Annotated in this window: 29 protein-coding genes; 21 read left to right on the top strand and 8 right to left on the bottom strand. The window is 67.4% G+C overall.

Annotation, left to right across the window (positions count from 1 at the left end):
* Positions 1–149 precede the first annotated feature (149 nt).
* Positions 150–1514 carry a chromosomal replication initiator protein DnaA gene (gene dnaA, locus ACW11F_RS11215; protein WP_456996999.1) on the bottom strand — a complete coding sequence of 455 codons (1365 nt, stop codon included), beginning with the start codon at positions 1512–1514 and terminating at the stop codon, positions 150–152.
* A gap of 163 nt (positions 1515–1677) precedes the next feature.
* Here dnaA and rpmH point away from each other — a divergent pair, with 163 nt between their 5' ends.
* The 16 genes from rpmH to ACW11F_RS11135 all read left to right on the top strand — a co-directional run bounded on the left by rpmH (position 1678) and on the right by ACW11F_RS11135 (position 16612).
* Positions 1678–1818 carry a 50S ribosomal protein L34 gene (gene rpmH, locus ACW11F_RS11210; protein ID WP_456996998.1) on the top strand — a complete coding sequence of 47 codons (141 nt, stop codon included), beginning with the start codon at positions 1678–1680 and terminating at the stop codon, positions 1816–1818.
* A 55-nt stretch (positions 1819–1873) separates the two neighbouring features.
* Complete coding sequence (rnpA, locus tag ACW11F_RS11205) at positions 1874–2320, top strand: ribonuclease P protein component (protein ID WP_456996997.1); 447 nt, start codon at positions 1874–1876, stop codon at positions 2318–2320.
* Positions 2317–4014, top strand: coding sequence for a membrane protein insertase YidC (gene yidC, locus ACW11F_RS11200; protein ID WP_456996996.1), 1698 nt, complete (start codon positions 2317–2319; stop codon positions 4012–4014). Before rnpA ends, yidC begins: the two co-directional genes overlap by 4 nt.
* 203 nt (positions 4015–4217) lie before the next feature.
* Positions 4218–5546 (top strand): tRNA uridine-5-carboxymethylaminomethyl(34) synthesis GTPase MnmE, encoded by a 1329-nt coding sequence (mnmE, locus tag ACW11F_RS11195; RefSeq protein WP_456996995.1) that lies wholly within the window; start codon positions 4218–4220, stop codon positions 5544–5546.
* Positions 5547–5683: 137 nt separating this feature from the next.
* Positions 5684–7126 (top strand): cytochrome-c oxidase, cbb3-type subunit I, encoded by a 1443-nt coding sequence (ccoN, locus tag ACW11F_RS11190; RefSeq protein WP_456996994.1) that lies wholly within the window; start codon positions 5684–5686, stop codon positions 7124–7126.
* 10 nt (positions 7127–7136) lie between these two features.
* A complete protein-coding gene (gene ccoO, locus ACW11F_RS11185; RefSeq protein WP_456996993.1) occupies positions 7137–7778 on the top strand; it encodes a cytochrome-c oxidase, cbb3-type subunit II in 642 nt (213 codons plus the stop codon).
* 1 nt (position 7779) lies between these two features.
* Positions 7780–7968 carry a cbb3-type cytochrome oxidase subunit 3 gene (locus ACW11F_RS11180; RefSeq protein ID WP_456996992.1) on the top strand — a complete coding sequence of 63 codons (189 nt, stop codon included), beginning with the start codon at positions 7780–7782 and terminating at the stop codon, positions 7966–7968.
* Positions 7965–8930, top strand: a complete 966-nt coding sequence (gene ccoP / locus ACW11F_RS11175) for a cytochrome-c oxidase, cbb3-type subunit III (RefSeq protein WP_456996990.1) — start codon at positions 7965–7967, stop codon at positions 8928–8930. The genes ACW11F_RS11180 and ccoP overlap by 4 nt, the downstream gene beginning before the upstream one ends.
* Positions 8930–9226 carry a hypothetical protein gene (locus tag ACW11F_RS11170; protein WP_456996989.1) on the top strand — a complete coding sequence of 99 codons (297 nt, stop codon included), beginning with the start codon at positions 8930–8932 and terminating at the stop codon, positions 9224–9226. Before ccoP ends, ACW11F_RS11170 begins: the two co-directional genes overlap by 1 nt.
* A gap of 10 nt (positions 9227–9236) precedes the next feature.
* On the top strand, positions 9237–10802 hold the full coding sequence (locus ACW11F_RS11165; RefSeq protein ID WP_456996988.1) for a 4Fe-4S dicluster domain-containing protein: 1566 nt from the start codon (positions 9237–9239) through the stop codon (positions 10800–10802).
* 37 nt (positions 10803–10839) lie between these two features.
* Positions 10840–11346, top strand: coding sequence for a FixH family protein (locus ACW11F_RS11160; protein WP_456996987.1), 507 nt, complete (start codon positions 10840–10842; stop codon positions 11344–11346).
* Positions 11347–11359: 13 nt separating this feature from the next.
* Entirely contained in the window at positions 11360–13753 is a 2394-nt protein-coding gene (locus ACW11F_RS11155; RefSeq protein ID WP_456996985.1) for a heavy metal translocating P-type ATPase, read from the top strand.
* On the top strand, positions 13750–13953 hold the full coding sequence (ccoS, locus tag ACW11F_RS11150) for a cbb3-type cytochrome oxidase assembly protein CcoS (protein ID WP_456996984.1): 204 nt from the start codon (positions 13750–13752) through the stop codon (positions 13951–13953). The genes ACW11F_RS11155 and ccoS overlap by 4 nt, the downstream gene beginning before the upstream one ends.
* Positions 13943–14662, top strand: coding sequence for a sulfite exporter TauE/SafE family protein (locus tag ACW11F_RS11145; RefSeq protein WP_456996983.1), 720 nt, complete (start codon positions 13943–13945; stop codon positions 14660–14662). The genes ccoS and ACW11F_RS11145 overlap by 11 nt, the downstream gene beginning before the upstream one ends.
* 40 nt (positions 14663–14702) lie before the next feature.
* Positions 14703–15464 carry a cyclic nucleotide-binding domain-containing protein gene (locus ACW11F_RS11140; RefSeq protein WP_456996982.1) on the top strand — a complete coding sequence of 254 codons (762 nt, stop codon included), beginning with the start codon at positions 14703–14705 and terminating at the stop codon, positions 15462–15464.
* Between the two features lie 110 nt (positions 15465–15574).
* Positions 15575–16612 (top strand): energy transducer TonB, encoded by a 1038-nt coding sequence (locus tag ACW11F_RS11135; protein ID WP_456996981.1) that lies wholly within the window; start codon positions 15575–15577, stop codon positions 16610–16612.
* Between the two features lie 76 nt (positions 16613–16688).
* Here the strand turns inward: ACW11F_RS11135 and ACW11F_RS11130 are convergent, their stop codons facing one another.
* The 7 genes from ACW11F_RS11130 to ACW11F_RS11100 all read right to left on the bottom strand — a co-directional run bounded on the left by ACW11F_RS11130 (position 16689) and on the right by ACW11F_RS11100 (position 22001).
* Positions 16689–17879 (bottom strand): ABC transporter permease, encoded by a 1191-nt coding sequence (locus ACW11F_RS11130; protein ID WP_456996980.1) that lies wholly within the window; start codon positions 17877–17879, stop codon positions 16689–16691.
* A complete protein-coding gene (locus ACW11F_RS11125) occupies positions 17876–18631 on the bottom strand; it encodes an ABC transporter ATP-binding protein (RefSeq protein WP_456996979.1) in 756 nt (251 codons plus the stop codon). Before ACW11F_RS11125 ends, ACW11F_RS11130 begins: the two co-directional genes overlap by 4 nt.
* 28 nt (positions 18632–18659) lie before the next feature.
* Positions 18660–20147 carry an alpha/beta fold hydrolase gene (locus ACW11F_RS11120; protein WP_456996978.1) on the bottom strand — a complete coding sequence of 496 codons (1488 nt, stop codon included), beginning with the start codon at positions 20145–20147 and terminating at the stop codon, positions 18660–18662.
* A 63-nt stretch (positions 20148–20210) separates the two neighbouring features.
* A complete protein-coding gene (locus tag ACW11F_RS11115) occupies positions 20211–20405 on the bottom strand; it encodes a helix-turn-helix transcriptional regulator (protein ID WP_456996977.1) in 195 nt (64 codons plus the stop codon).
* A complete protein-coding gene (locus ACW11F_RS11110; protein WP_456996976.1) occupies positions 20402–20998 on the bottom strand; it encodes a hypothetical protein in 597 nt (198 codons plus the stop codon). Before ACW11F_RS11110 ends, ACW11F_RS11115 begins: the two co-directional genes overlap by 4 nt.
* A 3-nt stretch (positions 20999–21001) precedes the next feature.
* On the bottom strand, positions 21002–21172 hold the full coding sequence (locus tag ACW11F_RS11105; protein ID WP_456996975.1) for a hypothetical protein: 171 nt from the start codon (positions 21170–21172) through the stop codon (positions 21002–21004).
* A 97-nt stretch (positions 21173–21269) separates the two neighbouring features.
* The gene (locus tag ACW11F_RS11100) at positions 21270–22001 is read right to left on the bottom strand and encodes an FAD-binding oxidoreductase (RefSeq protein WP_456997102.1); all 732 of its coding nucleotides are present in this window, start codon (positions 21999–22001) and stop codon (positions 21270–21272) included.
* Between the two features lie 112 nt (positions 22002–22113).
* Here ACW11F_RS11100 and ACW11F_RS11095 point away from each other — a divergent pair, with 112 nt between their 5' ends.
* The 5 genes from ACW11F_RS11095 to ACW11F_RS11075 all read left to right on the top strand — a co-directional run bounded on the left by ACW11F_RS11095 (position 22114) and on the right by ACW11F_RS11075 (position 25932).
* Positions 22114–23061, top strand: coding sequence for an ABC transporter ATP-binding protein (locus ACW11F_RS11095; protein WP_456996973.1), 948 nt, complete (start codon positions 22114–22116; stop codon positions 23059–23061).
* On the top strand, positions 23058–23828 hold the full coding sequence (locus tag ACW11F_RS11090) for an ABC transporter permease (protein WP_456996972.1): 771 nt from the start codon (positions 23058–23060) through the stop codon (positions 23826–23828). Before ACW11F_RS11095 ends, ACW11F_RS11090 begins: the two co-directional genes overlap by 4 nt.
* Before the next feature lie 64 nt (positions 23829–23892).
* The gene (locus tag ACW11F_RS11085; protein ID WP_456996971.1) at positions 23893–24384 is read left to right on the top strand and encodes a hypothetical protein; all 492 of its coding nucleotides are present in this window, start codon (positions 23893–23895) and stop codon (positions 24382–24384) included.
* 68 nt (positions 24385–24452) lie between these two features.
* Complete coding sequence (locus tag ACW11F_RS11080) at positions 24453–25454, top strand: OmpA family protein (RefSeq protein ID WP_456996970.1); 1002 nt, start codon at positions 24453–24455, stop codon at positions 25452–25454.
* Between the two features lie 193 nt (positions 25455–25647).
* Positions 25648–25932, top strand: coding sequence for a pilus assembly protein (locus tag ACW11F_RS11075; RefSeq protein ID WP_456996968.1), 285 nt, complete (start codon positions 25648–25650; stop codon positions 25930–25932).

Raw genomic sequence — 25932 nt, 5'->3', positions numbered from 1 at the left:
CTAACCCAAGTTGTTGATATGAAAGGATATTTCTGAAACGAAAGCAGGTGTGAAAGTGGCGTGCAAGCAGCGGACAAGCTGTGGACAAGTTTTCGCATCCAATCCATCCCCATGTTGTCCACAGCCCTGGCACAGGGTGCTCCACGGTGTTATTCAGTCAATTTGCGCAGCAGCTTGTCCCAATCCTCGTGCAGCTTGGCATCACTTTCGATCAGGCTGCGCACCTGCTTGCAGGCATGCAGCACGGTGGTGTGGTCGCGGCCGGCAAACGCATCCCCGATTTCCGGCAGGCTGTGGTCGGTCAACTCCTTGGACAGCGCCATCGCCACCTGACGCGGGCGCGCCAGGGAGCGGGTGCGGCGTTTGGACAGCAGGTCGCGCAACGGCAGACCGTAGTAGTCTGCCACGGTCTTCTGGATGTTGGGGATCGATACCAGTGCCTGCTGCGCGCGCAGCAGGTCACGCAGGGTTTCCTGGGCGAATTCGGTGGTGATCGGACGCCCGGTGAAGTTGGCCTGGGCGACCAGCGTGTTGAGCGCACCCTCGAGGTCGCGCACGTTCGAATGCATGCGCTTGGCCAGCAGGAAGGCGACGTCCTCGGGCATCTGGATGCCGCGCTCCTGCGCCTTGGCCAGCACGATCTGCGCGCGGGTCTCGAAGTCCGGCGGATCGATGGCCACCGACAGGCCCCAGGCCAGACGCGATTTCAGCCGCGCTTCCAGGCCCTCGACTTCGCGCGGGTAGCGGTCGCAGGTGAGGATGATCTGCTGCTTGCTGTCGAACAGCGCATTGAAGGTGTGGAAGAACTCCTCCTGGGTGCGTTCCTTGCCGGCGAAGAACTGGATGTCGTCGAGCAGCAGCGCGTCGATCTGCTGGAAGCGGCGCTTGAACTGGTCCGCGGTGCGCTCCTGCAGGGCGCGGAAGAACTCGTTGTAGAACTCGTTCGAGCGCATGTACAGCACCCGTGCGCCCGGGTTCAGGCGACGCATCTCGTTGCCGGCGGCAAACATCAGATGGGTCTTGCCCAGCCCGGTGCCGCCATACAGCAACAACGGGTTGTGCAGCCGTTCGCCGGGCTTGTGCGCGGCTTGCCAGGCCGCCGCGCGCGCCATCTGGTTGCTGCGTCCTTCGACGAAGTTCTCGAAGCTGTAATGGCTGTCGATATTGCCGTGGAAGGGAGCCTCGGCGGGCGTTGCCGGCGCGTTGCGCGTGGTGCTGGCCGTCGCGGCCGGGGCTGGCGTCGGCTCGGGCAGGGTGCCGATCTCCAGCTGCACCGCCGGGTTGCCGGCATAGTGCGCCAGCAGTTCGCGGATGCGCGGCAGGTAGTGTTCGCGCACCGCCTCGACCACGAAGGCATTGGGCGCATACAGCACCATGCCGTCGGCCTGCGGGCTCGCCTGCAGCGGTTTCAGCCACATGTGCACGTCTTCCAGCGGCAACTCCGCGCTCAGCCGTTGCATGCACTGCGGCCAGGCATCGGAAGCGGGCAGGGGCGGGGCAACGGGGGCATTCATGGACAGGCGACAACCTCACGCGGACGGAAGCGGGCAACGGGACCGATCAGGTTAGCACCCGCGCGCGATGGCGGCGGCCCAGCCAAGGCAGGCTTGACCCGAACGCTCGATTGGAGGTACAGTTACGGGTTCCGTTCATCAAACCACGCCAGAGTCGTCCGTCATGGCCACCAAGCGCACCTACCAGCCCAGCAACCTCAAGCGCAAGCGCGATCACGGCTTTCGTGCGCGCATGAGGACCGCCAGCGGCCGCAAGATCATCGCCCGCCGCCGCGCCAAGGGCCGCAAGGTCCTGTCCGCCTGAGCAGCGGCGCCGGCAGCCGCCGGCCGGGGATGCCCAGCGGCATCCCGCAATGCTGATGAAACGTCCCGCACCCGCCCGTTTCCCGAAAACGGCGCGGGTGCGTTCGTCTGCCGATTACGCGCGCGTATTTGCCCAACGCCGGCGCACCACGCATCCGGCGCTGGTCCTGCATCGCGCGCCCGCGCCCGCTGGCCGGCCGCGGCTGGGCCTGGCGGTTTCGCGCAAGGTCGACCCGCGCGCCCGCGTGCGGAACCGGATCAAGCGCGTGCTGCGTGAAACCTTCCGCCGACTGCAGCCGCAGTTGGCCCCGCTGGATCTGGTGGTGGTGGCGCGCGCACCCGCCGCCACGTTGGCCAATGCGCAACTGTCTCGGGCGTTCACCGAGCTGTTGCAACGCTGCGGCGCGTTGCCGGCAACCGACGCAGCCGGCACAATGCGCGCCCAATCCCCTTCCTCTCTCCCGCGGTCGCCCGAGCGGCCCGAGCCGAGCATGCCGCAATGAACCAAACCCGCCTGTTCCTGATCTTTGCCTGGCTGATGCTGGCCATGTTGCTGTGGATGGAATGGGGCAAGGAGCAGCAGGCGCTGCGCCAGCCGGCCGCCGTGGAGCAGCCGGTGATGGCGCCGCCGGCCAGCACCGTCCCGGGCCCGCCGGGCGCGGCCAATGTGCCGGCGGCTCCGTCCGCGGCGGTGCCGGCTGCCCCGGGCCAGGCGCCCACGGCGGTCGCCGTGCCCGAGGTCGCCGGTTCGGTCCAGGTCCAGACCGATGTGCTCAAGCTGGTGCTCGATGGCGGCGGCGTGCGCCAGGCCGACCTGCTGCTCTACCCGCAGACCCTGGAGCCGGGCAGTGCTCCGGTACGCCTGTTCGATACCGATCCGGCGCGCCATTACGTGGCGCAGAGCGGCTGGGTCGGGCAGGGCGGCAGTGCCGCGCCGGATGCCACGCATGGCTTCGTGCCGCTGCAGCCGGAGCAGGTCTACCGCCTCGCCGAAGGCAGCGACAGCCTGCGCATTCCGTTCATCTGGCGCGGTCCCGACGGGGTGGTGATCGAACGCGAATACGTGCTGCAGCGCGGCAGCTACGTCATCGACGTGCGTGATCGCGTGCACAACGGCGGCAGCGCGCCGTGGTCGGGCTATGTCTACCGCCAGCTGCAGCGGGTGCCGCATGAAGTCAAGGCGAGCATGTTCCAGCCCGAGTCCTATTCCTTCCGCGGGGTGACCTGGTACAGCCGTGAAGAAGGTTACGAGCGCCGCCGCTTCGATGGCGAAAAGTACCTCAAGGATGGCCGCCTGAACCGCACCATCGAAGGCGGCTGGCTGGCGATGCTGCAGCATCACTTCTTCAGCGCCTGGGTTCCCGAAGCCGACCAGCCCGCGCTGTACAGTCTGGACCAGCAGGGCCAGGTCGCCTCGATCGCCGCCACCGGGCCGCAATTCAGCCTCGCCCCGGGGCAGGACGCCCGCACCAGCGCGCGGCTGTGGGTCGGACCCAAGCGGGTGGAGCTGATCCAGGCCACGCAAGTGCCCAAGCTCGAGCGTGCGGTCGATTACAGCCGCTTTTCGATCTTCGCCCTGCTCGGCGAGGGCCTGTTCTGGGTGCTGTCCAGGCTGCATGGCCTGATCGGCAACTGGGGCTGGGCGATCATCGGCCTGGTGGTGCTGCTGAAGATCGCGCTGTTCCCGCTGTCCAATGCGCAGTACAAGTCGGCGGCGAAGATGCGCAAGTTCCAGCCGCGCCTGCAGCAGCTCAAGGAACGCTACGGCGACGACAAGCAGAAGTTCCAGCAGGCGATGATGGAGCTGTATCGCAGCGAGAAGATCAACCCGGTGGGCGGCTGTCTGCCGATCATCCCGCAGATCATCATCTTCATGACGCTGTACTGGATGCTGGCCGAGGCGGTGGAACTGCGCCATGCGCCATGGATCGGCTGGATCCACGACCTCACCGCGCGCGATCCGTACTTCATCCTGCCGGTGCTGAACGCGGCGATCATGTTCGCCACCCAGCAACTGATGCCGACCGCGCCGGGCATGGACCCGATGCAGCAGCGCATGATGAAGGCGATGCCGGTGGTGTTCGGCGTGCTGCTGGCGTTCCTGCCCGCGGGCCTGGTGCTGTACCAGGTGGCCAACGGCGGCCTCGGCCTGCTGCAGCAGTGGTGGATGCTGAAGCGTTACGGGGAGAAGAGCTAGGAACGAGTGCAGAGGAACGAGGAACGAGTGTGGGCGAGGAGTGAGTGCAGAGGAGTGAGGAGTGAGAGAAGAGCGACGCCGCGCAGCAGCGGGGCGATCAGTCCCCGTCAAGATACCGGGCAATCACAATGCCCCCGCCACACTTGTTCGTATCCCGCTTTTCCCTCTCACTTCTCGTTCCTCTGCACTCGTTCCTCGCTGTGATGCCTGACACCATTGCCGCGATCGCCACGCCCGCCGGTGCCGGCGGGGTCGGCATCGTGCGTCTGTCCGGACCGCGTGCGATCGCGATCGCGCAAGCCCTGTGCGGGTGCGAGTTGCTGCCGCGGCAGGCGCGCTACGCGCGTTTCCGCGGCGCCGATGGCGAGGTGCTCGATGACGGCATCGCGATCGCGTTTCCCGCGCCGGCCAGCTTCACCGGCGAGGACGTGGCTGAATTGCAGGGCCATGGCAGTCCGTTGCTGCTGCGCCGTGTGCTGGAAGCGACCCTCGCGCTGGGCGCGCGCCAGGCACTGGCGGGCGAGTTCAGCCAGCGCGCGTATGAAAACGGCAAGCTCGATCTGGCCCAGGCCGAAGCGATCGCCGACCTCATCGCCGCCGGCAGCGAGCAGGCCGCGCGTGCCGCACGCCGTGCGCTGGAAGGCGGCTTCTCGCGCGAGGTGGAAGCCATCGCCGCGCGGCTGCTGGCGCTGCGGGTGCAGGCCGAGGCGGCGATCGATTTCGCCGACGAGCCGCTGGAAACCCTGTCCGAAGCCCGCCTTGGCGCAACCCTGGCCGGAATCGAGGCGGATCTGAGCGATCTGCGCACGCGCGCCGAGGCCGGGCAGCGTCTGCGCGACGGCCTGCATGCGGTGATCGTGGGCCCGCCCAATGCCGGCAAGAGCTCGCTGCTCAATGCCCTGGCGCGCAGCGAGCGGGCGATCGTCACCGACGTGGCCGGCACCACCCGCGATCTGTTGCGCGAGACCGTGCGCGTGGGCGACATCGAGCTGACCCTGGTCGATACCGCCGGGCTGCGCGAAACCGAGGACCGCATCGAGCGCGAGGGCATCCGCCGCGCGCATGCCGAGCTGGCCCATGCCGACCTTGCGCTGGTGGTGGTCGATGCGCGCCAGCCGGATCTCGAACCCGCCTTGCGCGAGGCGCTGGCCGCGGTGCCACGGCACATCGTGCTGCACAACAAGGCCGACATGCTGCCGGCGCACGCGCCGCCCGCGACGGAGGGTGCCTTGCGCGTGTCGGCGCGCGAAGGAACAGGCCTGGCGCAGCTGGAGGCGGCGATCCAGCGCATCGCCGGGGCCGAACTGGCGGCGGGGGAGGGCACCTTCACCGCACGCGCACGCCACGTGGCCGCGCTCGACGAGGCCGCGCGGCATCTTGGCGAAGCGGCACAGGCGCTCGCGATGCAGGCTCCGGAACTGGCCGCCGAATCCCTGCGCCTGGCGCATGACGCGTTGGGCGGGATCACCGGACCCACTTTGCCCGACGACCTGCTTGGCGCGATTTTCGCCACCTTCTGCGTCGGCAAGTAGCCACGGCGGAAGGGACAAGCCCCGGCCGCCGGCGTACACTATGCATGCCTGTGGGATGGATTCGCGCGAATTGACTTCGATCAATGTCGCGGCCGATGCCCTAGCCAAAAATGCCAAGCGCCTGCAAGGACACCGCAATGGATACGACTTCCAAGGGTTATTACAACGACAAGGTCGTGATGCAGTTCGCCATCGCGACCGTGATCTGGGGCTTCGTCGGGATGCTGGTCGGCGTGATCATCGCCGCGCAGCTGTACTGGCCGACGATGACCGATGGCATTCCGTGGTTGCAGTACGGCCGCCTGCGCCCGCTGCATACCAATGCGGTGATCTTCGCCTTCGGCGGCTCGGCGCTGTTCGCCACCAGCCTGTGGTGCGTGCAACGCACCAGCCACGTGCGACTGTTGTCGGACAAGCTGGCGGCATTCGTGTTCTGGGGTTGGCAGGCGATCATCGTCGCCGCGGTCATCACCTTGCCGCTGGGCCTCACCCAGAGCAAGGAATACGCCGAACTGATCTGGCCGATCGACATCGCGATCGCGGTGGTCTGGGTGTCCTACGCGATCCTGTTCTTCGGCACCATCGCCATCCGCAAGGTCAAGCACATCTACGTGGCGAACTGGTTCTACGGCGGCTTCATCCTCGCCGTGGCGCTGCTGCACATCGTCAACAGCCTGCACATCCCGAGCTCGTGGACGCACTCCTATCCGGTCTATTCCGGCGCGGTGGATGCGATGGTGCAGTGGTGGTACGGGCACAACGCGGTGGGCTTCTTCCTGACCGCGGGCTTCCTCGGCATGATGTACTACTTCGTGCCCAAGGTCGCCGGCCGCCCGGTGTATTCCTACCGCCTGTCGATCGTGCACTTCTGGGCGCTGATCTCGATCTACATGTGGGCCGGCCCGCACCATCTGCAGTACACCGCGCTGCCCGACTGGGCGCAGTCGCTGGGCATGGTGTTCTCGCTGATCCTGCTGGCGCCGTCCTGGGGTGGCGCGATCAACGGCATCATGACCCTGTCCGGTGCCTGGCACAAACTGCGCACCGACCCGATCCTCAAGTTCCTGATCGTCTCCATCAGCTTCTACATGATGTCGACCTTCGAGGGGCCGATGATGTCGATCAAGACGGTCAACTCGCTCTCGCACTACACCGACTGGACCGTGGGCCACGTCCACGCCGGCGCGTTGGGCTGGGTGGCGATGATCTCGCTCGGCTCGATCTACGCGCTGCTGCCGTGGCTGACCCAGCAGAAGACCATGCACTCGGTGAAGGCGATCGACCTGCACTTCTGGCTGCACACCATCGGCGTGGTGTTCTACATCGCCTCGATGTGGATCGCCGGCGTGATGCAGGGCCTGATGTGGCGTGCGACCAATGCCGACGGCACGCTGACCTACAGCTTCGTCGAATCGCTCAACGCGACCTATCCGTACTACCTGGGCCGTCTGCTCGGTGGCCTGCTGGTGCTGGTCGGCATGGGCGTGATGATCTGGAACGTGGTCAAGACCCTGCAGTCGGCCAAGGCCACCGCGCCGAACCCGGTGCTGCCGCCGCATGCTTCCGAAGCCCGCGCCTGAGGACCTCACCATGAGCAACGAGAACCAGAACAGCGGCTTCACCCACGAGAAGATCGAGAAGAACGTCGCGCTGATGGCGATCCTGATCACCGTGGCGGTGTCCTTCGGTGGCCTGGCGCAGATCGTGCCGCTGATGTTCCAGGCCGAGGCGGTCAAGCCGCTGCCGGGGGTCAAGCCGTACCCGGCACTGGAGCTGGCCGGGCGTGATGTCTACGTGCGCGAGGGCTGCTACAACTGCCACTCGCAGATGGTGCGCACGCTGCGCTTCGAGACCGAGCGCTACGGCCACTACTCGCTGGCCGGCGAGTCGGTCTACGACCATCCGTTCCAGTGGGGCTCCAAGCGCACCGGGCCGGATCTGGCACGCGTGGGCGGTCGCTACAGCGACGACTGGCACCGCGCGCACCTGACCAACCCGCGCGACGTGGTGCCGGAATCGAACATGCCCTCGTTCCCGTGGTTGAACGACGCCACCATCAACCCGGACGTGATCCAGGCCAACATGCGCACCCTGAACAAGATGCGCTCCACGCCGTATTACAGCCAGGAAGAAATCGACGCCGCGCCCGCGGAGGTCACCGGCAAGACCGAAATGGATGCGGTCGTCGCCTATCTGCAAGGCCTGGGCAAGGCCGCGCCGAAGGGAGGCTGAGATGAGCGCCGGCGTGTTTTCCGGCATCGTCACCGCGATCCTGCTGGTGCTGTTCGTGGCCGGCTGGATCTGGGCCTGGAGCCCGAAGCGCAAGCGCAGCTTCGATGCCGCTGCGCGACTTCCGCTTGATGACCAAGAACCCGATGCCGGGCCCGAGGCCGGCGACCGCAACAAGGAGCACACCCCGTGAACGACTGGACCTCTTCCATCACCAGCGGATGGTCGCTCTGGATCATCGCCCTGGTCGTCATCAACATCGTCGGCTGCGTCTGGCTGCTGTGGCACAACTCCAAGCGCCATCCGGGCGACCCGGCGCCGGAGGAAACCAGCCACGTCTGGGATGGCGACCTGACCGAATACAACAAGCCGATGCCGAAGTGGTGGATCAACCTGTTCTGGCTGACCATCGTGTTCTCGATCGGCTACCTGATCTGGTATCCGGGCTTCGGCGCGTTTGCCGGCACCTCGAAGTGGACCTCGGCCGACGAGATGCGCAAGGAGCAGGCCGTCGAGAACGAGAAGCTCGAGGCCACGTTTGCCCCGTTCGCCGGCAAGCCGATCGACCAGCTCGCCGGCGATCCCAGGGCGGTGGCGCTCGGTCGCGGCATCTTCAACAACACCTGCGCGGTGTGCCATGGCTCGAGCGGCCAGGGTGCGATCGGCTATCCCAACCTCACCGACCAGATCTGGCACTGGGGTGGCAGCCCGAGTGACATCCTGACTTCGATCCAGAACGGCCGCGAGGGCGTGATGGCGCCGTGGGGTGACGTGCTCACCAGCAGCGGCGGCGAGCAGGCGGTGGACCAGGTGATCGCCTACGTGCGCAGCCTGGCGCAGGCCAATGCCAACTTGCAGGGCGACTTCATGGCCAGCCAGGGCAAGAAGCTGTATGACGGCGTCTGCGTGGCCTGCCACGGTGTCGATGGCAAGGGCAACGCGCTGCTCGGCGCGCCCGACCTCACCGACGGCTACTGGATGTACGGCAGCAGCACCGAGTCGCTGCGCGAGACCATCACCAATGGCCGCCATGGCGTGATGCCCGCGCACCTGGAGCTGCTCGGCGACACCCGCACACGCCTGGTCGGTGCCTATGTCTGGTCGTTGTCGCATGGCCAGGCCGCGGCCGCACCACCGGCCACCGGCGCGCAGTAATGCCCGACTTCACCCAGCCGCAGTTCGATCATCCGCCGCGTCCGCTGAGCCAGCGGATCGGCGCGATCCTGTGGCCGAGCTTCTTCGCCGCCTGCGTGGCGACGCTGGTGTTCTTCGCCTTCGTCGATCCGCTGACCCTGCGCGACATGACCTTCCCCGACATGGAGATCAGCCGCGCGATGGGCTACAGCATCGGCTTCTTCATGTTCTGGCTGGCGACCGCTTCGTCCAGCCTGTTCACCTGGATCCTGCTGCGACCGGGCAGCCGCTTCAACCGCGCGCTGCCGCGCGAATGAGGGCGAGCGGATGAGCAAGAAGATCCCGCTGGACGTCGTCGACGAGGTCGGCAACTCGTATTACGTCAGCGAGCGCAAGATTTACGCGCGCGAGATTTCCGGCCGCTTCCAGACCCTGCGCAAGATCGCGGTGTGGGTACTGCTGGGCATGTTCTACGTGTTCCCGTGGCTGAACTGGGACGGGCGGCAGTCGGTGCTGTTCGACCTGCCGGCGCGCAAGTTCTACGTGTTCGGCCTGGCGTTCTGGCCGCAGGATTTCATCTTCCTGGCCATGCTGCTGATCATGGCCGGCCTGACCCTGTTCTTCGTCACCGCGCTGGCCGGCCGCCTGTGGTGCGGCTACGCCTGCCCGCAGACGGTATGGACCGAGATCTTCATGTGGATCGAGAACGCGATCGAGGGCGATCGCGGCAAGCGCATGAAGCTCGACAAGATGCCGTGGAACCGCGAGAAGGTGCTGAAGAAGGGCGGCAAGCACCTGGCCTGGGCCCTGTTCGCGCTGTGGACCGGGTTCACCTTCGTCGGCTTCTTCACCCCGATCCGCGATCTGTTCGCACGCGCGCCGCTGATCGCGTCGGGCTGGCAATGGGGCGGCTGGGAAACCTTCTGGGTGTTCTTCTATGCACTCGCCACCTGGGGCTTTGCCGGCTTCATGCGCGAGCAGGTGTGCAAGTACATGTGCCCGTACGCGCGCTTCCAGAGCGCGATGTTCGACCGCAACACGCTGATTATCGCCTACGACCCGATGCGCGGCGAGCCGCGTGGCCCGCGCCGGCGCGGCCTCGGCAGCGTGCTGGAGCGCGGCCGCGGCCTGCTGGACAAGATCGCCGCCTACGATTACGTGTTCCGCGCCTCCGGCCATGCAGTGGCCGCCGATGCCGCGGCGCAGGCCCATGGCGAGCATGGCCTTGCCGTGCTCGAGCGGGTGCAGGAGCGCGAGCCATTGCCGAAGTTCCCGCCCGATGCGCTGGGCGACTGCATCGACTGCACCATCTGCGTGCAGGTGTGCCCGACCGGCATCGACATCCGCAACGGCCTGCAGTACGAGTGCATCGCCTGCGGCGCGTGCATCGATGCCTGCGACGAGGTGATGGACAAGATGGGCTACCCGCGGGGCTTGATCCGCTATTCCACGCAGAATGCCATCGACAACCAGAGCACGCGCGTGCTGCGCCCGCGGGTGATCCTCTACGGTCTGCTGCTGGGCGGGATTTTCACCGCCTGGTTGTGGGGCGTGACCCATCGCACGCCGCTGATCGTGGAGGCGATGCGCGATCGCAATGCCCTGTACCAGATGGTGGACGGGGGCGAGGTCGAGAATGGCTACACCCTGCGCGTGGTCAACAAGGATCGTGTGGCGAAGACCTTCATCGTCGACGTCCAGGGCAGTGGCGGCATCCGCATGCTGCGCGGCCCGGTGCGGGTCGAGGTCGCACCCGAGGAAGTGCTGACCCTGCCGGTGCTGCTGCGCGCGCCCGATTCGGTGCGCGGTGGCCATCCGGTCAGCTTCAGCGTGCAGGCCGAGGATGGCAGCGTCGAAGTGCGCACCGAAAGTCGCTTCTTCGGGCCGACCTGATGCGGCAACCGGGTTTGCCGATGTCGCAGGGGCCGGCATGAACACGCCCGCACGCAAGGCCTGGCGCGAGCCGATGGTATGGCTGGTGGTCGGCTTGCCGGCACTGGTGGTGGTGGCCGGTTTCATCACCCTGTACCTGGCCATCACCAACAGCGGTGGCGGCTCGGTCACCAACCCCGGCTGGCGCATGGGGCAAATCCAGCAGGCCGACCTCGGCCCCGACCAGCGTGCACATGCGCTGGGCCTGCGCGTGCTGCTGCGCGAGCACGATGGTCACCTCGAAGTGCTGCCGATGGCCGGCAAGATCTCGCGCCAGCGCGCACTGCAATTGCTGGCCGAACACCCCACCGACAGCGCGCAGGACCGCAGCCTGAGCCTGCCGCCCGGCGGCGCGGGCTGGGTCTCGCAGCAGCCGTTCAGCGAACTTGACCAGCACGACTGGAAATTCAGCCTCGGCCCCGGCGACCAGAGTTGGCGCCTGCGCGGACGCCTGACCCGCGGCCAACGCTCGGTGGTGCTGGCGCCGGCGCTCGGGGAGGATTGAGGCCATCGCCAGCGTGTCCCGCGCCGGCTCGCCGGCTGCCTGTTTCCATTGCGCCGAACCCCTGCCTGCAAACCCGGTGCGGGCGCGCATCGAAGGGCGTGACGAAGCCTTCTGCTGCGATGGCTGCCGCGCCGCGGCGCAGTGGATCGGTGAAGCCGAGCTGGGGGATTACTACCGTCTGCGCAGCGAAGCCGGGGAAAAGGTCGGCGAGGAACTGGGTGATTTCGCGATCTGGGATCGCCAGGACATCGTCGCCGGGCATGTGCGTCATGGCGAGGACGGACTGGACGAAATCACCGTGCTCACCGACGGCATGCGCTGCGCGGCCTGTGCCTGGCTGATCGACAAGGCGCTGCGCCAGCACGACGGGGTGGAGGAGGTGATCGCCAACGCGGTCACCGGCCGCGTGCGCATCCGCTGGCGCGGCGCGGCCACGCCCTTGTCGCAGCCGCTGGCGCGCATGGCCGCACTCGGCTATCGCCCGTACCTTGCCACCGGGCTGGAGCGCGAGGACGCGCGCCGGCGCGAGCGCAACCGCTGGATCCTGCGCATGGGCATCGCCGCGCTGGGCGCGATGCAGGCAATGATGTTCGCCGAGGCGCTGTATCTGGACACCGCCGGCGAGATGCCGCCGCCCACGCGCGATTTCTTCCGCTGGATCACCGCGGCGGTTTCCGCGCCGGTGGTGTTCTATTCCGGCTGGCCGTTCCTCGAGGGCATGTGGCGCGAACTGCGCCATCGCCGCCTGGGCATGGACACCCTGATCGCGACCTCGGTGCTGCTGGCATGGTCGGCCAGCATCGTGGAAACCGTGCGCCATGGCGTGCACGTGTGGTTCGACGCCGCGGTGATGTTCGTGTTCTTCCTGCTTGCCGCACGCATGATCGAACAGGGCGCGCGCAAGGCGGCCAGCGCCCAGGTCGATGCGCTGGCACGTGCACGGCCGATCCTCGCCACGCGCGAGGATGCCGCGGGCGAGCGCGAACAGGTGCCGATCGCCCAGTTGGCGGTGGACGACGTGGTGCGCATCGCGCCAGGCGAGCCGGCGCCGGGCGATGGCATCCTGCTGGACGAGCCCGGGGCCTTCGATGAAGCGCTGCTCACCGGCGAATCCACCCCCGCGCGCAAGCAGCCGGGCGAGACGGTGTATGCCGGCAGCCTGTGCGCCGAGATTCCGGCACGGGTGCGGGTGACACGCATCGGTGCCGACACCCGGTTGTCGGAGCTGGCGCGGCTGGTCGAGGAGGCGCAGGCGCGCAAGCCGCGGCTGGCGCGGGTGGCCGATCGCATCGCGCATGTCTTCGTCGTGGTGCTGCTGCTCTCGGCCGTGGGTGTGTACCTGTGGTGGCGCGTGCATGACCCGGCGCGGGCCTTCGAGGTCACCCTCGCGGTGCTGGTGGTGAGTTGTCCCTGCGCGCTGTCGCTGGCGATTCCCTCCGCACTGGCGGCGGCACATGGCGCGCTGTCGAAGATCGGCGTGCTCGGCGTGGCCGGCGATGCGCTGGATCGGCTGGCGTCGATCGACACCGTGGTGTTCGACAAGACCGGCACCCTGACCGACGGGCGTCCGCGCATCGAGGCGATCGACACCATGAACGGGCTGAGCGGCGAGGACGCGATCGCCATTGCACGTGCGCTCGAACGCGACAGTCGGCATCCACTGGCACGCGCCTTCGATGCCTTGCCGCCGGGACCGCGGCTCGAGGCCAGCGAAGTCCGACAGATTCCCGGGCAGGGCATCGAGGGCATGGTCGAAGGGCGAGCGTGGAAGCTCGGGCGTGCCGATTTCGCCGCGTCGAATGCCAGCGATGAGGGGCATGCGCTGTGGCTCGGCGATGGCGAGCAGCCGCATGCACGTTTCGCGCTGGCCGAGACCCTGCGCAGTGATGCCGCCGAGGCGCTTGCGGCGCTGCGCGCGGCCGGGGTCGAAGTGGAATTGGCCAGTGGCGATGGCGCCACCGCGGTCGGCGCGCTGGCCGGGCGCCTCGGCATCGCCCGCCATTCCGCACGGCAGTCGCCGGAGGACAAGCTGGCTCGCGCGCGCGCGTTGCAGGCCGAAGGCAATCGCGTGGCGATGGTCGGCGATGGCATCAATGATGCGCCGGTGCTGGCCGCGGCCGACGTCTCGCTGGCGATGGGCGAGGGCGCGGCGCTGGCGCAGCGCGCGGCCGACCTGGTGATCACTTCGCCGAGCCTGTCGCGGGTGCCGCAGGCGCTGCACATCGCGCGGCGCACGCGCGCCATCGTGCGCCAAAACCTGGCCTGGGCCGCAGGCTACAATCTGATCGCCTTGCCACTGGCGGCGACCGGCCATGTCACGCCGTGGATGGCGGCGCTGGGCATGGCCGCTTCCTCGCTGCTGGTGACCCTCAATGCCTTGCGCCTGACGAGGACCCCGCGCCCATGAGCATCCTGCTGGTATTGGTGCCGATCAGCCTGATCCTGATGGGTCTGGCGGTGGCCGCCTTCGTGTGGGCGGTCAAGCGCGGCCAGTTCGAGGATCTGGATACCCCGGCGTTGGACATCCTGCGCGACGACCCGCATGAACGTCGCCCGCCGCAGGAGATGCCCGCGGCGGACGAGGATCGCGACGACGATGCCGCTTGACTGGCTGGTGCTGGGTTCGGCCTGGCTCACCGGATTGCTCGGCGGGGTGCATTGCGTCGCCATGTGCGGCGGCATCGCCACCGGCTTCGGGGTGGGCGCGCGACGCGGCCTCGTGGATGCGTTCCTGGTCAATGGCGGGCGTGTCGCCGGGTACGCGCTGGCCGGGGTGATCGCCGGCGGCATCGGTGGCGGCATTCTCGCGGCCGCGCGCATCGACTGGCTGGCCAGCGGCGCACGCATGCTGGTCGGTGCGGTGCTGGTCGTGGCTGCGCTGCGCCTGCTGTTGCCGGCGGGACGCCTCGGCTTCCTGGCCCGTCCGGGCCAGGGCCTGTGGCGCTGGCTGCAGCCCTTGCAGCAGCGGCTGATGCCGGCCGACAGCGTGCCCAAACGCTTCGCCCTGGGCATGCTGTGGGGCTGGCTGCCCTGCGGGCTCAGCACCACCATGCTGGCGGCGGCGTGGTTGCAGGCATCGGCCTGGCATGGCGGGCTGACCATGCTCGCCTTCGGCCTTGGCACGCTGCCACTGATGGTGCCGCTGACCTGGTCGGGCACGCGCGTGAGTGCCCTGCTCAGGCGTCGCGGTTTGCGTCCCGCACTGGGCGTGCTGGTCCTGCTGGCCGGGCTCGTCACCCTGGCGGCGCCGTGGCTGATGCAGGTGCCGGTGCTGCACGGCCTGCTCGGGGCACTTGGCTGCCGCAGCATGACCTGAACCCGGTCGGTGGCTGGGCGCATGCTGCATAATGCCGCCCATGGATGCTGCCACCGTCATCGACCTGCCGGGCCTGCGCCGCAGTTGCGCGCAATGCTCGCTGCAGCAACTGTGCCTGGCCGGCGGGATGAGTGAAAGCGATCTGCGCCGGCTGGACGAAATCATCCGCGTACGCCGGCCACTGGAGGCAGGCGCGCACCTGTTCCGCATGGGCGATGCGATGGATTCCGTGTTCGTCACCCGCGACGGCGCGGTGAAAACGGTCACCTACAGCGAGGCGGGAGACGAGCAGATCGTCGGCTTCCACCTGCCCGGCGAATTGATCGGCCTGGACGCGCTGGCCAATGGCGAGCACCGCTGCGAGGCCGTGGCGCTGACCGCGACCAGCCTGTGTGAAATCCCCTTCGAGCGCCTGGGCGAGATCGCCGCCGGGATTCCCGGTCTGCAGCAGCAGTTGATGCGGGTGATCGGCATGAGCGTCGATCGCGATCAGGACCACAAGGAAATCCTCGTGCGGCGCCAGGCCAACGAGCGCATCGCGCTGTTCCTGCACGGACTTTCCGAGCGACTGAAGGCGATCGGGCGCGACCCGCTGCGCTTCCGCCTGCCGATGAGCCGCATCGACATCGCCAATTACCTCGGTCTGGCGCTGGAAACGGTCAGCCGAGGCTTCACCCGGCTCGAGGACGATGGCCTGATCGACGTGCATGGCCGCCAGCTCGAACTGCTGGATGCGGCCCAGCTCGGGCGCATCGCGCATGGCTGGGCCGAGGACGTGCCGCGCGGGCGCCGCACGGGTTAGGCCGGCGTCACAAAAGCGGCGACCCGGGCGTGCCGGAGGTTGACAAACTGCAGACATGGTCGGCGCATATGCGGCATGATGCACGTCTGATGCTGCCCAGGGGAAAATCGATGTCGTACCGCGTTTCTTCGAGCCGTCGCCTCGGGCGACTGACGCTGACTGCCGCGCTGGCCTGTGCCTTGCTGGCCTGCGGCAAGAAGGAGGCACCGCAAGCGGGTGCCGACACCCCGCAGCCGGTGGTGGAAACGCCGGCACAGGCCGTGTCCGATGAGGTCGCGGCGATGTCGCCGGAGCAGCTGCGCGAAGCGGCCGGCAAGGCCGTCAGCGAACAGCGCCTGTACGCGCCGGCCGGTGACAATGCGATGGAGTATTACTTGGCGCTGCGCGACAAGGCGCCGGGTGATGCCGGGGTCACCGGCGCGCTGGTCGATCTGCAGCCTTACACCCTGATCGCCACCGAGCAGGCGATCACCCGCGATGACTTCGCCGAGGCGCGGCGCCTGTATGCATTGCTGGAAAAGACCGATGCCAACGCACCTGCGTTGCCGCGCCTGAAGCAGGGCATCGCCGATGCCGAAAACACCCTGGCGCAGCGCCGCGCCGATGCCGCCAATGCCGAGCAGAATGCCGCGCGCCAGGCGGAACTGGAACGTCAGCGTCAGCAGGAGCAGCAACGCATGCAGCAGCAGGCGGCGCAGCAACTGGAGGCGCGCCGCATCGAAGAGCAGCGTGTGGCCGACTTGCGCGCCGCCGAGGAAGAGCGCGAGCGGCAGGCGCAGCGCGAGGCAGCCGAGCGCGAACGCCAGCGCCAGCAGGAAGAAGCCGCGCGCCGCGCCGCTGCCGCCCCGCGCCCGGCGGAGCCGGCCCCGGCGCCCGCCCCTGCACGCGCCAGCAGCGAGCTGGTGGCGATCAGCACACCGCAGCCGCGGTATCCGGTGGAAGCGTTGCGCAACGGCCAGTCCGGAACGGTGCAGGTGGAGTTCACCGTCGGCGTGGATGGCCGGGTGACCTCGGCGCGGGTGGTCAATGCCAGTCCGCCGCGGGTGTTCAACAACGAAACCCTGAACGCGGTCCGGCGCTGGCGCTTCCAGCCGGTGGCCGCGCCGGTGACCAGCCGCCGCACCATCAGCTTCTCGCCGGACAATTGATCGCGCCGCGAGCGCGTGCGCAAAGTGAAACACCCGGCCATGGCCGGGCGTTTCGTTCATGGCCTGCGCGAGGCGCTCAGGACGAGATCGCCAGCTTCTCCTGTCGATAGCGCCACACCGCCAGCAGCCACAGCACCAACGCCAGCGCCAGCGAGCAGGCCAGGTACACGGCCCATTGCGACGCCAGTGGCGCTTCGCCGCGGGTGATCTTCTGGATCAACTGGTTCTGCGACAGGAACGGTACCGCGTACTGCCACAGCGCGGTGTCCTTGATCGGATACACCATCAGCGCATAGGCCGGCAGCATCGGCAGGAACATCAGCCAGGTCATGTGCACCTGCGCTTCCTTCATGCTCTTGGAGCCGGCGGCGAGCAGGGTGAGCAGGGCGGTGCCGATCAGCGCCAGCGGCAGCAAGGCCAGCAGCAGGCTGCCGATGGCACTGAGACTGACGTCGAGCATGCGCCCGATGCCCGGTGTCAGCGCCGCGCTGAGCTTGAAGCTGAGCATGATCAGCACCATCACGCTGATGCCGATCACCGCGGCCGAAAGCATCTTGCCGCTGACGATCGCGCCGCGCGAGGCGGGCGTGGCCAGCAGCGGCTCCAGCGACTGCCGCTCGCGCTCGCCGGCGGTGGTGTCCATGGCCAGATGCGCGCCGCCGATGAAGGCGAAGATCATCAGGATGATCGGCATGATCATGGTCAGCAGGATGCCGCGCTTGGCTTCGGGCGTGGCCATGTCGCGGTTGCCGACCATGACCGGCATGCCGACCATCGGATTCACCCCGCGTGCGAGCAGGCGCAAACCGCCGACCTGCTGCGCATAGGCCTGCACCGCCGTGCGCACGCGTCCTGCGGGCACATCGGAATTGCGTCGCGTGGAGTCGGTGACCACGTCGACCCGCGCCGGTTTGCCGCCATGCCAGTCCTGGCGGAAGTCGGCGTCGATGACCAGGCCGACCTCCTCGTCCTGGTTGCGTACCGCGGCTTCCACCTCGGCTTCGCTGGCGGCGCGCACGGAGATGCCCTGGCTGGCCAGGTGCGCGAGCAGGTTGGGTGCATGTTCGCCGCCGGCCACCGGGATGGTCAGCGCCTTTTCCAGCTGCGTGGTGGTGCGCGCTTCGGCCAGTTTGCCGATGCCCAGCATCAGCAGCGGGTACATCAGCGGCGCCAGCAGCATGGTCATGAGGAAGGTCTTGCGGTCGCGCTGGAAGTCGCGCAGCTCTTTTTTCATCACCGTGAACACGGTGCGCAGGTCCATGTTCATGCGTGCAGGCCCTCCTCGCTGCCGATGAGGCGCACGAAAGCGTCCTCGAGGTTGTCGATGCCGGCCAGCGCGCGCAGTTCCTCCGGCGTGCCCTCGGCCATGACCCGGCCCTGGGCGATGATCACGATGCGGTCGCACAGTGCGGCGACCTCCTGCATGATGTGGCTGGAGAAGATCACGCAGCGGCCTTCGGCACGCAGCTGGCGCAGGAACTGGCGCAGGCCGCGGGTGGTCATCACGTCCAGGCCGTTGGTGGGTTCGTCGAGAATCACGTTCTTCGGGTCATGCACCAGCGCGCGCGCGATCGCGGTCTTGGTGCGCTGGCCCTGGCTGAAGCCTTCGGTCTGCCGGTCGAGGAAGTCCTCCATCTGCAGCGCGTCGGCAAGCAGCGCGGTGCGTTCGGCGATGGTGGCCGCGGACAGCCCGTGCAGCTCGCCGAAATAGGTGATGTTCTCGCGTGCGGTCAGGCGCTTGTACACCCCGCGCGCATCCGGCAGCACGCCCAGCGCGCGGCGCACCGCATTGGCTTCGCGGGCCACGTCCATGCCATCGACCAGCACGCGGCCGGTTTCGGGTTTCATCAGCGTGTAAAGCATGCGCATGCAGGTGGTCTTGCCGGCGCCATTGGGGCCGAGCAGGCCGGTGATCTGGCCGTCGTGGGCGGTGAAGCTGACATCGTCCACCGCGATCACGGGGGCGGCCTTCCTGCCCTTGCCGGGAAAGGTCTTGCGCAGGTGTTCGGCGAGGATCATGGAGTGGGTTCCTTGTGGGTGCGGGCGCTCACGGTTCCCAGCCATTGAGGCTGGTGAACGGCGGCACGTAGGCGAGCTGGTCCAGGCAGGCGCCATCCAGCGCCGTGGCATCGGCCTTTTCGATGAACTGCGCGAACAGCTTGGGCATGCAGCCGGCGCCGATCACGTTGTGGCCCTGGCCCTTGAGGTTGAACCAACGCGCCCTGGGCAGGGTGGCGGCGATTTCCTCGCCGTAGGCCGGCGGCGTGATCGGGTCGAATTCGCCGGTCAGCACCAGTGTCGGCAGTTCGCCCGTCAGCGGGGTGTTGAAATCGGCCGGCTTGGCACCCCGGGGCCACAACTCGCAGGCACTGCCCATGGCTTCGGTCAGGCGGTTGCCGAGCACGGTATCGGCGTCCTCGGCGCGGGCCATGAAGCTGCCCTCGTCCTCACTGCAGACGACCGACATCTGCATCCCCATCGCCATCGCATCGGCCATGTCCTGCTTGAGCATTTCCACCAGCGCCATCAATCCCGAGTAGCGCCCCTGGCCGGCTTCGTGGATCAGCTGCGGCAGCAGCGCACCGGCCATCGGCATGTAGGCGTACATGCGCACCAGGCCGGCCACGCTGTCGCCATCGAGGGTGCCGACTTTCTGTTCGCCGGTATTGGCATCGTGATAGGTCACCTCGACCGGGTTGGCGCGCAGGCGCGCCAGCAACGATTGCAGCTCCGCGCGCGGATCGCCGACGCGTTCGCTGCACACGGGGTCCTTGCCACACAGCGCGAACTGGGCTTGCAGCGCATTGTCGAGGTTGCGCGCGAAGATGTTGCCGAGGCCGAGCGTGTTCGGCACCGGCGAATCCAGGGTCAGGGTGCGCACGCGCCCGGGATGGCGCAGCGCATATTGCTGCGCCATGCGCGTGCCGTAGCTGACCCCGATCAGGTTGAGCTGGTCGGCACCGATGGCTTCACGCACGGCCTCGAGGTCGGCGACGGCATCGGTGGTGGTGTAGTGACGCAGGTCGGCGCGGGTCGAAAGTTCCTCGATGCAGGCCTGGATGTAGGCGCGGTAGGCGGCGAGGTCGTCGGCTGGCGATTCCTGTTCGGGGCGCTTGCAGTTGAGCAGATTGGACTTGCCGGTGCCGCGCTGGTCAATCAGCAGGATGCCGCGATCCTTCATCACGTCCTTGAATGCCGGCAACACGGTGGGGAAGGTCGCCACTGCGGCCTGGCCCGGGCCGCCGGCAAGGAACACCACCGGGTCCGGCGCCGGGTCGGCATGGTTCTCCGCCGGGATCCAGGCGATGTTGAGCCCGATCCTGCGGCCATCGGGATTGGCGCGGTCTTCCGGCACCTCGAAGGTGGTGCATTGCGCCTCGATCGCGGTTGGGCGGCCCAGCGGCGCATCCAGCGAGCACGGCTCGAACGCAAGCTGGCCGAGCATGAGTCGGGTATCACGCGTGGTCTGGTCGGCTTGCCCGCAGCCGGCGAGCAGCATCACGGTGAATGGCAGGGTGAGCAGCAGGCGGGTCATCGGTAGTCTCCGTGGATCAGGTGCAGCATGGCGCCGCGCCGGTGTGCAGGCATGTGCATGTGGTCATTCCTCGTCGATGAAGATGGATTCGATGGTCAGGCCGAACAGGCGGGCGATGCGGAAGGCGAGCGGCAGCGATGGATCGTACTTGCCGGTTTCCAGCGCATTGACGGTCTGCCGCGACACCTGGAGCCGCTCGGCCAGCGCTGCCTGTGACCAGCCCTGCGCTTCGCGCAGCTCACGCAGGCGGTTGTTCATCGGTAGCGTCGCACGGCGAGGAACTTGGCGATGCCGTAGGCCAGCATCAGCAGCGGGAACACCCACAGCATGACCACCGCGGCATCCATCGCGATCACCTTGGCCTTTTCCAGCAGCCCGCCGGCGAAATACACGAAAGACACCAGCAGCGCGGCGGCGCCGATCGCCTCGGTTTCGATCCGACGTTCGAGTTCGTCGATCTCGCGCAGGTAGCGCAAGCCGGCCCACATCAAGCCGGCGATGCTGAGCGCCGGCACGATGGCGATGAGCGCGCGCAGGGGCAGGGATTCGATGCCGCGCCTGATCAGCCACAGCGAGGCGAACAGGGTGAGCGAATACAGCAGCAGGATCGGCAGCAGCGCGCGCACGTAGCGGCGGCCGGCGGGCGTCGCATAGCTTTCGTCGCAGTGCTCGCGCCACCAGCGAGGCATCAGCAGGAACATGAAGGCACCGAGCAGATAGCCCGCGCCGATTGCGAGCCAGGTGTGGACCCCGTTGCGGCCCCAGCCGAGCCACCACTGGCCGGCCGCGGCCAGCAGCAGCGAACCGAGGCCGATGGCGGCGAAGATCCACATGAAGCGGCGCAGGGTCACCGGTTACGGTTCCTTGTGCGACCGGGCGAGGAACACCACGCCCAGGGTGAGGAAGACGAGGCCGACCCCGAGCATGGCGGGCTGTCCGCTGAAGGCGAGCACCATGAAGGCGATGCCGACGGCCAGCAGGCCGGCGCCTGCGCCCTTGGCCGGTTTTCGTGATCGTTGTTCCATGACGCATCCCGGTGTCAAGTGAGCTTGACATCGAAGATACGCCGCATGCACTTGGGTGTCAAGCATCCTTGACATTGCCGGTCGGCTTCGCAATCCGCTATTTCAGGCTGACGTATTTCTCGCGGCGGATGTGCTTCATCGGCAGGTCGAACTCCTTGAGCACGGCGACGCCGGCATCGACCATCTGCGGGTTGCCGCACAGATAGGCGATGTCGCCGGTGGCATCGGGCGCCAGCTCGGGCAGCACGCTCTGCACATAGCCCTGGTGCGCCTCGGCGGCATCGGCCAGGGGCCAGTCGGCCTCCGGCATCTGCCGCGAGAAGCAGGGCAGGTAGCGGAAGCGCGCGCCATGGCGGCGGGCGAACTCGGCAAACTCGTCGCCGAACAGCAGGTCCTGCGGGCTGCGCACGCCGTGCAGCACCACGATGCGCAGTTCGGCGTCGGCGGCGAGGCGGGCATCGAGCTGCGGCAGCATCGAGCGGTAGCTGGCGATGCCGGTGCCGGTGGCAACCAGCAGGTAGCGCGAATTGGCATCCTCGGGCTTGAGCGTGAACAGGCCGAGCGGGCCGGTCGCCTGCAGGCATTCGCCCACTGCCATGCCCTGGAACAGCGCGGTGGCCGCGCCGCCGGGCACGCAGCTGGCGATGAACTCGACCGCTTCACCGACCTCGATATGGTGGTCATGCCGGGTGGCGCAGGAATAGCTGCGCCGTGCCGGGCTGCCATCGGCCAGGGTGAAGTGGATCTGGATGAACTGGCCCGGGGTGTAGTCCAGCGGCTGGCCATCGTCACGCACGAACGACAGGTGCAGCACGCCCGGGGCCGCCAGGCGGCGTGCAGTCAGGCGGATGGGGAACATTGAGGACATGCGGCGCGCGGCCGCGGACGGCCGGTGAAAAACGGATGCTTATACTAGCGGCTTCGCCGATTCCGTCCCGTTCATGTCCGACTCCGTCCCGCTGCCTGCGCTGCGCGTACGCAACCTGCGCAAGACCTACGACAATGGTGTCGAAGCCCTCAAGGGCATCGACCTCGATGTCGAGCCGGGCGACTTCCACGCCCTGCTCGGGCCCAACGGCGCCGGCAAATCGACCCTGATCGGCATCGTCTCCTCGCTGGTCAACAAGACCTCGGGCGAAGTCGCGGTGTTCGGCATCGACATCGGACGCGAGCGCAGCGCGGCGATGCGCCAGCTTGGCCTGGTGCCGCAGGAAATCAACTTCAACATGTTCGAAAAGCCGCTGGACATCTGCGTCAATTACGCGGGGTTCTACGGCATGCCGCGCAGCGAGGCACTGGCACGTGCCGAAGAGGTGCTGCGCGAGGCGCAGTTGTGGGACAAGGCCGAGGTGATGAGCCGCACCCTGTCCGGCGGCATGAAGCGGCGGCTGATGATCGCCCGCGCGATGATGACCCGGCCGCGCCTGCTGATCCTGGACGAGCCGACCGCGGGCGTGGACATCGAGATCCGCCGCGGCATGTGGCACAGCCTGCGTCGCATCAATGCCGAGGGCACCACCATCATCCTCACCACGCATTACCTGGAAGAGGCCGAGGCGTTGTGCCGCAATCTGGCGATCATCGACCACGGCGAGATCGTCGCCGAAGGCAGCATGAAATCGATGCTGGCGCGGCTGGACGTGGAGGGTTTCGTGCTCGACGTGGAGAACACGCTGCCGCCGACGCTGCCGCTGATCGAAGGCGCGCAGCTCGCCGCGCGCGATGACCACACCCTGGAGCTGGACATGCCGCGCGCGATGGATCTGAACCGGGTATTCGCCGCGCTCGACGCTGCCGGCATCCGCGTGCGCTCGATGCGCACGCGCAGCAACCGGCTGGAAGAACTGTTCGTGCGCATGGTCGCCGAACCGTCGGAGGCACGGGGATGAGCAATGCCGACCTGGTCGCGCTGGGCACCGTCGCACGCCGCGAGGTGATGCGCATCCTGCGCATCTGGACGCAGACCCTGATTCCGCCGGCGATCACCATGACGCTGTATTTCCTCATCTTCGGTGGCCTGATCGGTTCGCGCGTGGGGCAGATGGATGGCGTGGACTACATGGCGTTCATCGTCCCGGGGCTGGTGATGATGTCGATCATCCAGAACAGCTACGGCAACATCAGCTCCAGTTTCTTCGGTGCCAAGTTCGGCCGCCACGTCGAGGAACTGCTGGTCAGCCCGATGCCGAACTGGGTCATCCTCACCGGTTATGTCGCCGGTGCGGTGCTGCGCGGGCTGATGGTGGGCGCGATCGTGATGGGCATCGCCATGCTGTTCACCCCGGTGCGGGTGCCGCATCCGCTGGTGATGATCGCCTCGGTGCTGCTGGGCGCGATCATCTTCGCGCTGGCCGGCTTCGTCAACGCGGTGTATGCCAAGAAGTTCGACGACATCGCCATCATCCCGACCTTCATCCTGACCCCGCTGACCTATCTCGGCGGCGTGTTCTATTCGGTCAAGTTGCTGCCCGAATGGGCGCAGACCGCGACCATGCTCAATCCGATCTTCTACATGGTCAACGCGTTCCGCTACGGTCTTCTGGGCATATCCGACGTGGCGGTGTGGAAGGCGTTCGTGCTGATGGGCGTGTTCATCGTGCTGCTTGGCGGCTATGGCCTGTGGCTGCTCAAACGCGGCACCGGCATGCGCAGCTGACGCCATCGGACTGCCATGGTCGCTTGCTAGACTCCGCGCTCCCCCGAACCGGAGCCTGACTCCCATGCGATCGATGCTGTTGTTGCTCTCCCCGCTGATGCTGATGGCCTGCCAGCAGGCCGACTCCGCCCCCGCCGTCAATCCGGTCGCAGCCGCGGCTGAGGCGCCGGCTGTCGCACAAACCCCCGGTGCACAGGACACCACCGACCCGGCGGACACCGAGGTGGCGTTGCCGCCGCAGGCGCGGGAAATGGTCAAGCTGGCCGCGGCGATGACGGCGATGACCGAATTCTGTGGCCTCGCCAAGTCGGGTGAAACCGATGCCGCATTGGAAAGTCTGAAAAGGGAAGCGACCACGCAGGGTGGTTCCGCAGCCGAGGTCGAGCAGGTCTATCGCGGCAGCCTGGAAGAAGCCAAGGCACGTGCAAGCCGCGATCCGGCGAAGGCACAGAAGAGCTGCGCACAAATGCGGCAATTGGGTGATCCCGATCAGATCAAGAAGTTGCAGCAAGCCGCCGCCGAGCTCGAAGCCAAGCTCAAGGCGCAGGGTCGCTGAGTCAGCGCCCGTACCGGGTTGTTCCAGCCGGTCGGTGCTCGCCGACCGGCCCATGCCGAGGAAAGATGATGAAACCGATTCCCCTCCTGAGCGCCACCGCCGTGGCCCTGTCCTTGCTGGCCGGTTGCAACAAGGCCGATGATGCGGTCGAGGCCCCGCCCGTCGCCACGACCGAAGCGGCGACCCCGAGCGAAGCGGAAACCGCCGCCGCCGGCTTCGATATCGAAAAGGTGCCGGTGTCGACGGTTGCGCTGGGCGACTTCCCCCACGTGACCTTGCCTGCGGGTTACAGCAACGAACGCTATGGCCGCACCGACAAGGAGTTTGCCCGCTTCCCGTTCTGGATCGATGGCAAGGCGCATTGGGTCGAAGGGCGCTTCCACGGCCAGACCTTCTATGCCGAAGACGGGCGTGAATTCTCCGCACTGGAAGTGGTGCGCAACTTCGATGCGCTGATCGAGCAGATGGGCGGGGTGAAGGTTTCCGAGGGCCGGGTGCCGGCGCAGGAAATCGACACCTGGGGCGATGAAATCACGCAAGGCTTCATCCACGGCCTCGGCCCGGTCTACAGCGATCCGGTGCGCACCTACCTGGTGCGCCGCGAAGACGGCAACATCTGGCTGCACCTGGCGGTGGATGCGCGCAGCGGCGGCTTCATCGTGGGCCAGGAATGCACGTTCCGGCAGAGCGCGCAGCTGTTGCCGGCATCGGAGTTGAAGAAGCAGATCGATGCCCAGGGCAAGGTCGCGCTGCAGGTGAACTTCGCCACCGACAAGACCGAGGTGCTGCCCGATTCCATGCCGCAGATCGAGCAGGTCGCCACCTTGCTCAAGGACGATCCGCAGCTGCGTCTGGGCGTGCATGGGCATACCGATGCCAGCGGCGATGCGGCGCACAACCAGCAGCTGTCCGAAGGCCGCGCGCGCGCGGTGGTGGCCTTGCTGGTCGAGCGCGGCATCGATGAGGGGCGCCTGTCCGCCGAGGGTTTCGGTGATCGCCAGCCGGTGGCCGACAACACCAGCGCGGAAGGCAAGGCGAAGAACCGCCGGGTCGAACTGGTCAAGCGCTGATCGCGCAGAAGTGCCCGTGCAGGTCAGGGCATGCCTTGACCTGCACGTTCTGCGGCACGTCGTTGGCGCTTCGTGCCGCAAGCCGGCACGGTGCTGTCAACGGATAAATCGAACTGTCACAACAGCTGCTTAGAGTCCGAGGCCTGTGCGCGATTGGCACAGATCCCCCAATACTGCTCCTCGAGGACTCATCATGAAAACCAACTTCCGCATCATTGGCGGCCGCCGGCAACGCGGCCAGGGCATGACCGAGTACATCATCATCGTGGCGCTGATCGCGATCGCCGCGATCGGTGTGTTCACCGCGTTCGGCGGCACCATCCGTGCGCAGATGTCGGGCATGTCCCAGGAACTGGCGGGTGAAACCAGCAAGACCCAGCAGCAGATCAACCGTGCCAAGAATCAGGCGGGCGAGGCGCAGGCCCAGTCCGATGCCAAGAAGGGCCTGAACAGCTACAACGGCAACGAAGCCAAGTAA

The organism is Luteimonas sp. e5, from assembly GCF_054031035.1.
This window is presented reverse-complemented; position numbering and strand designations above follow the sequence as displayed.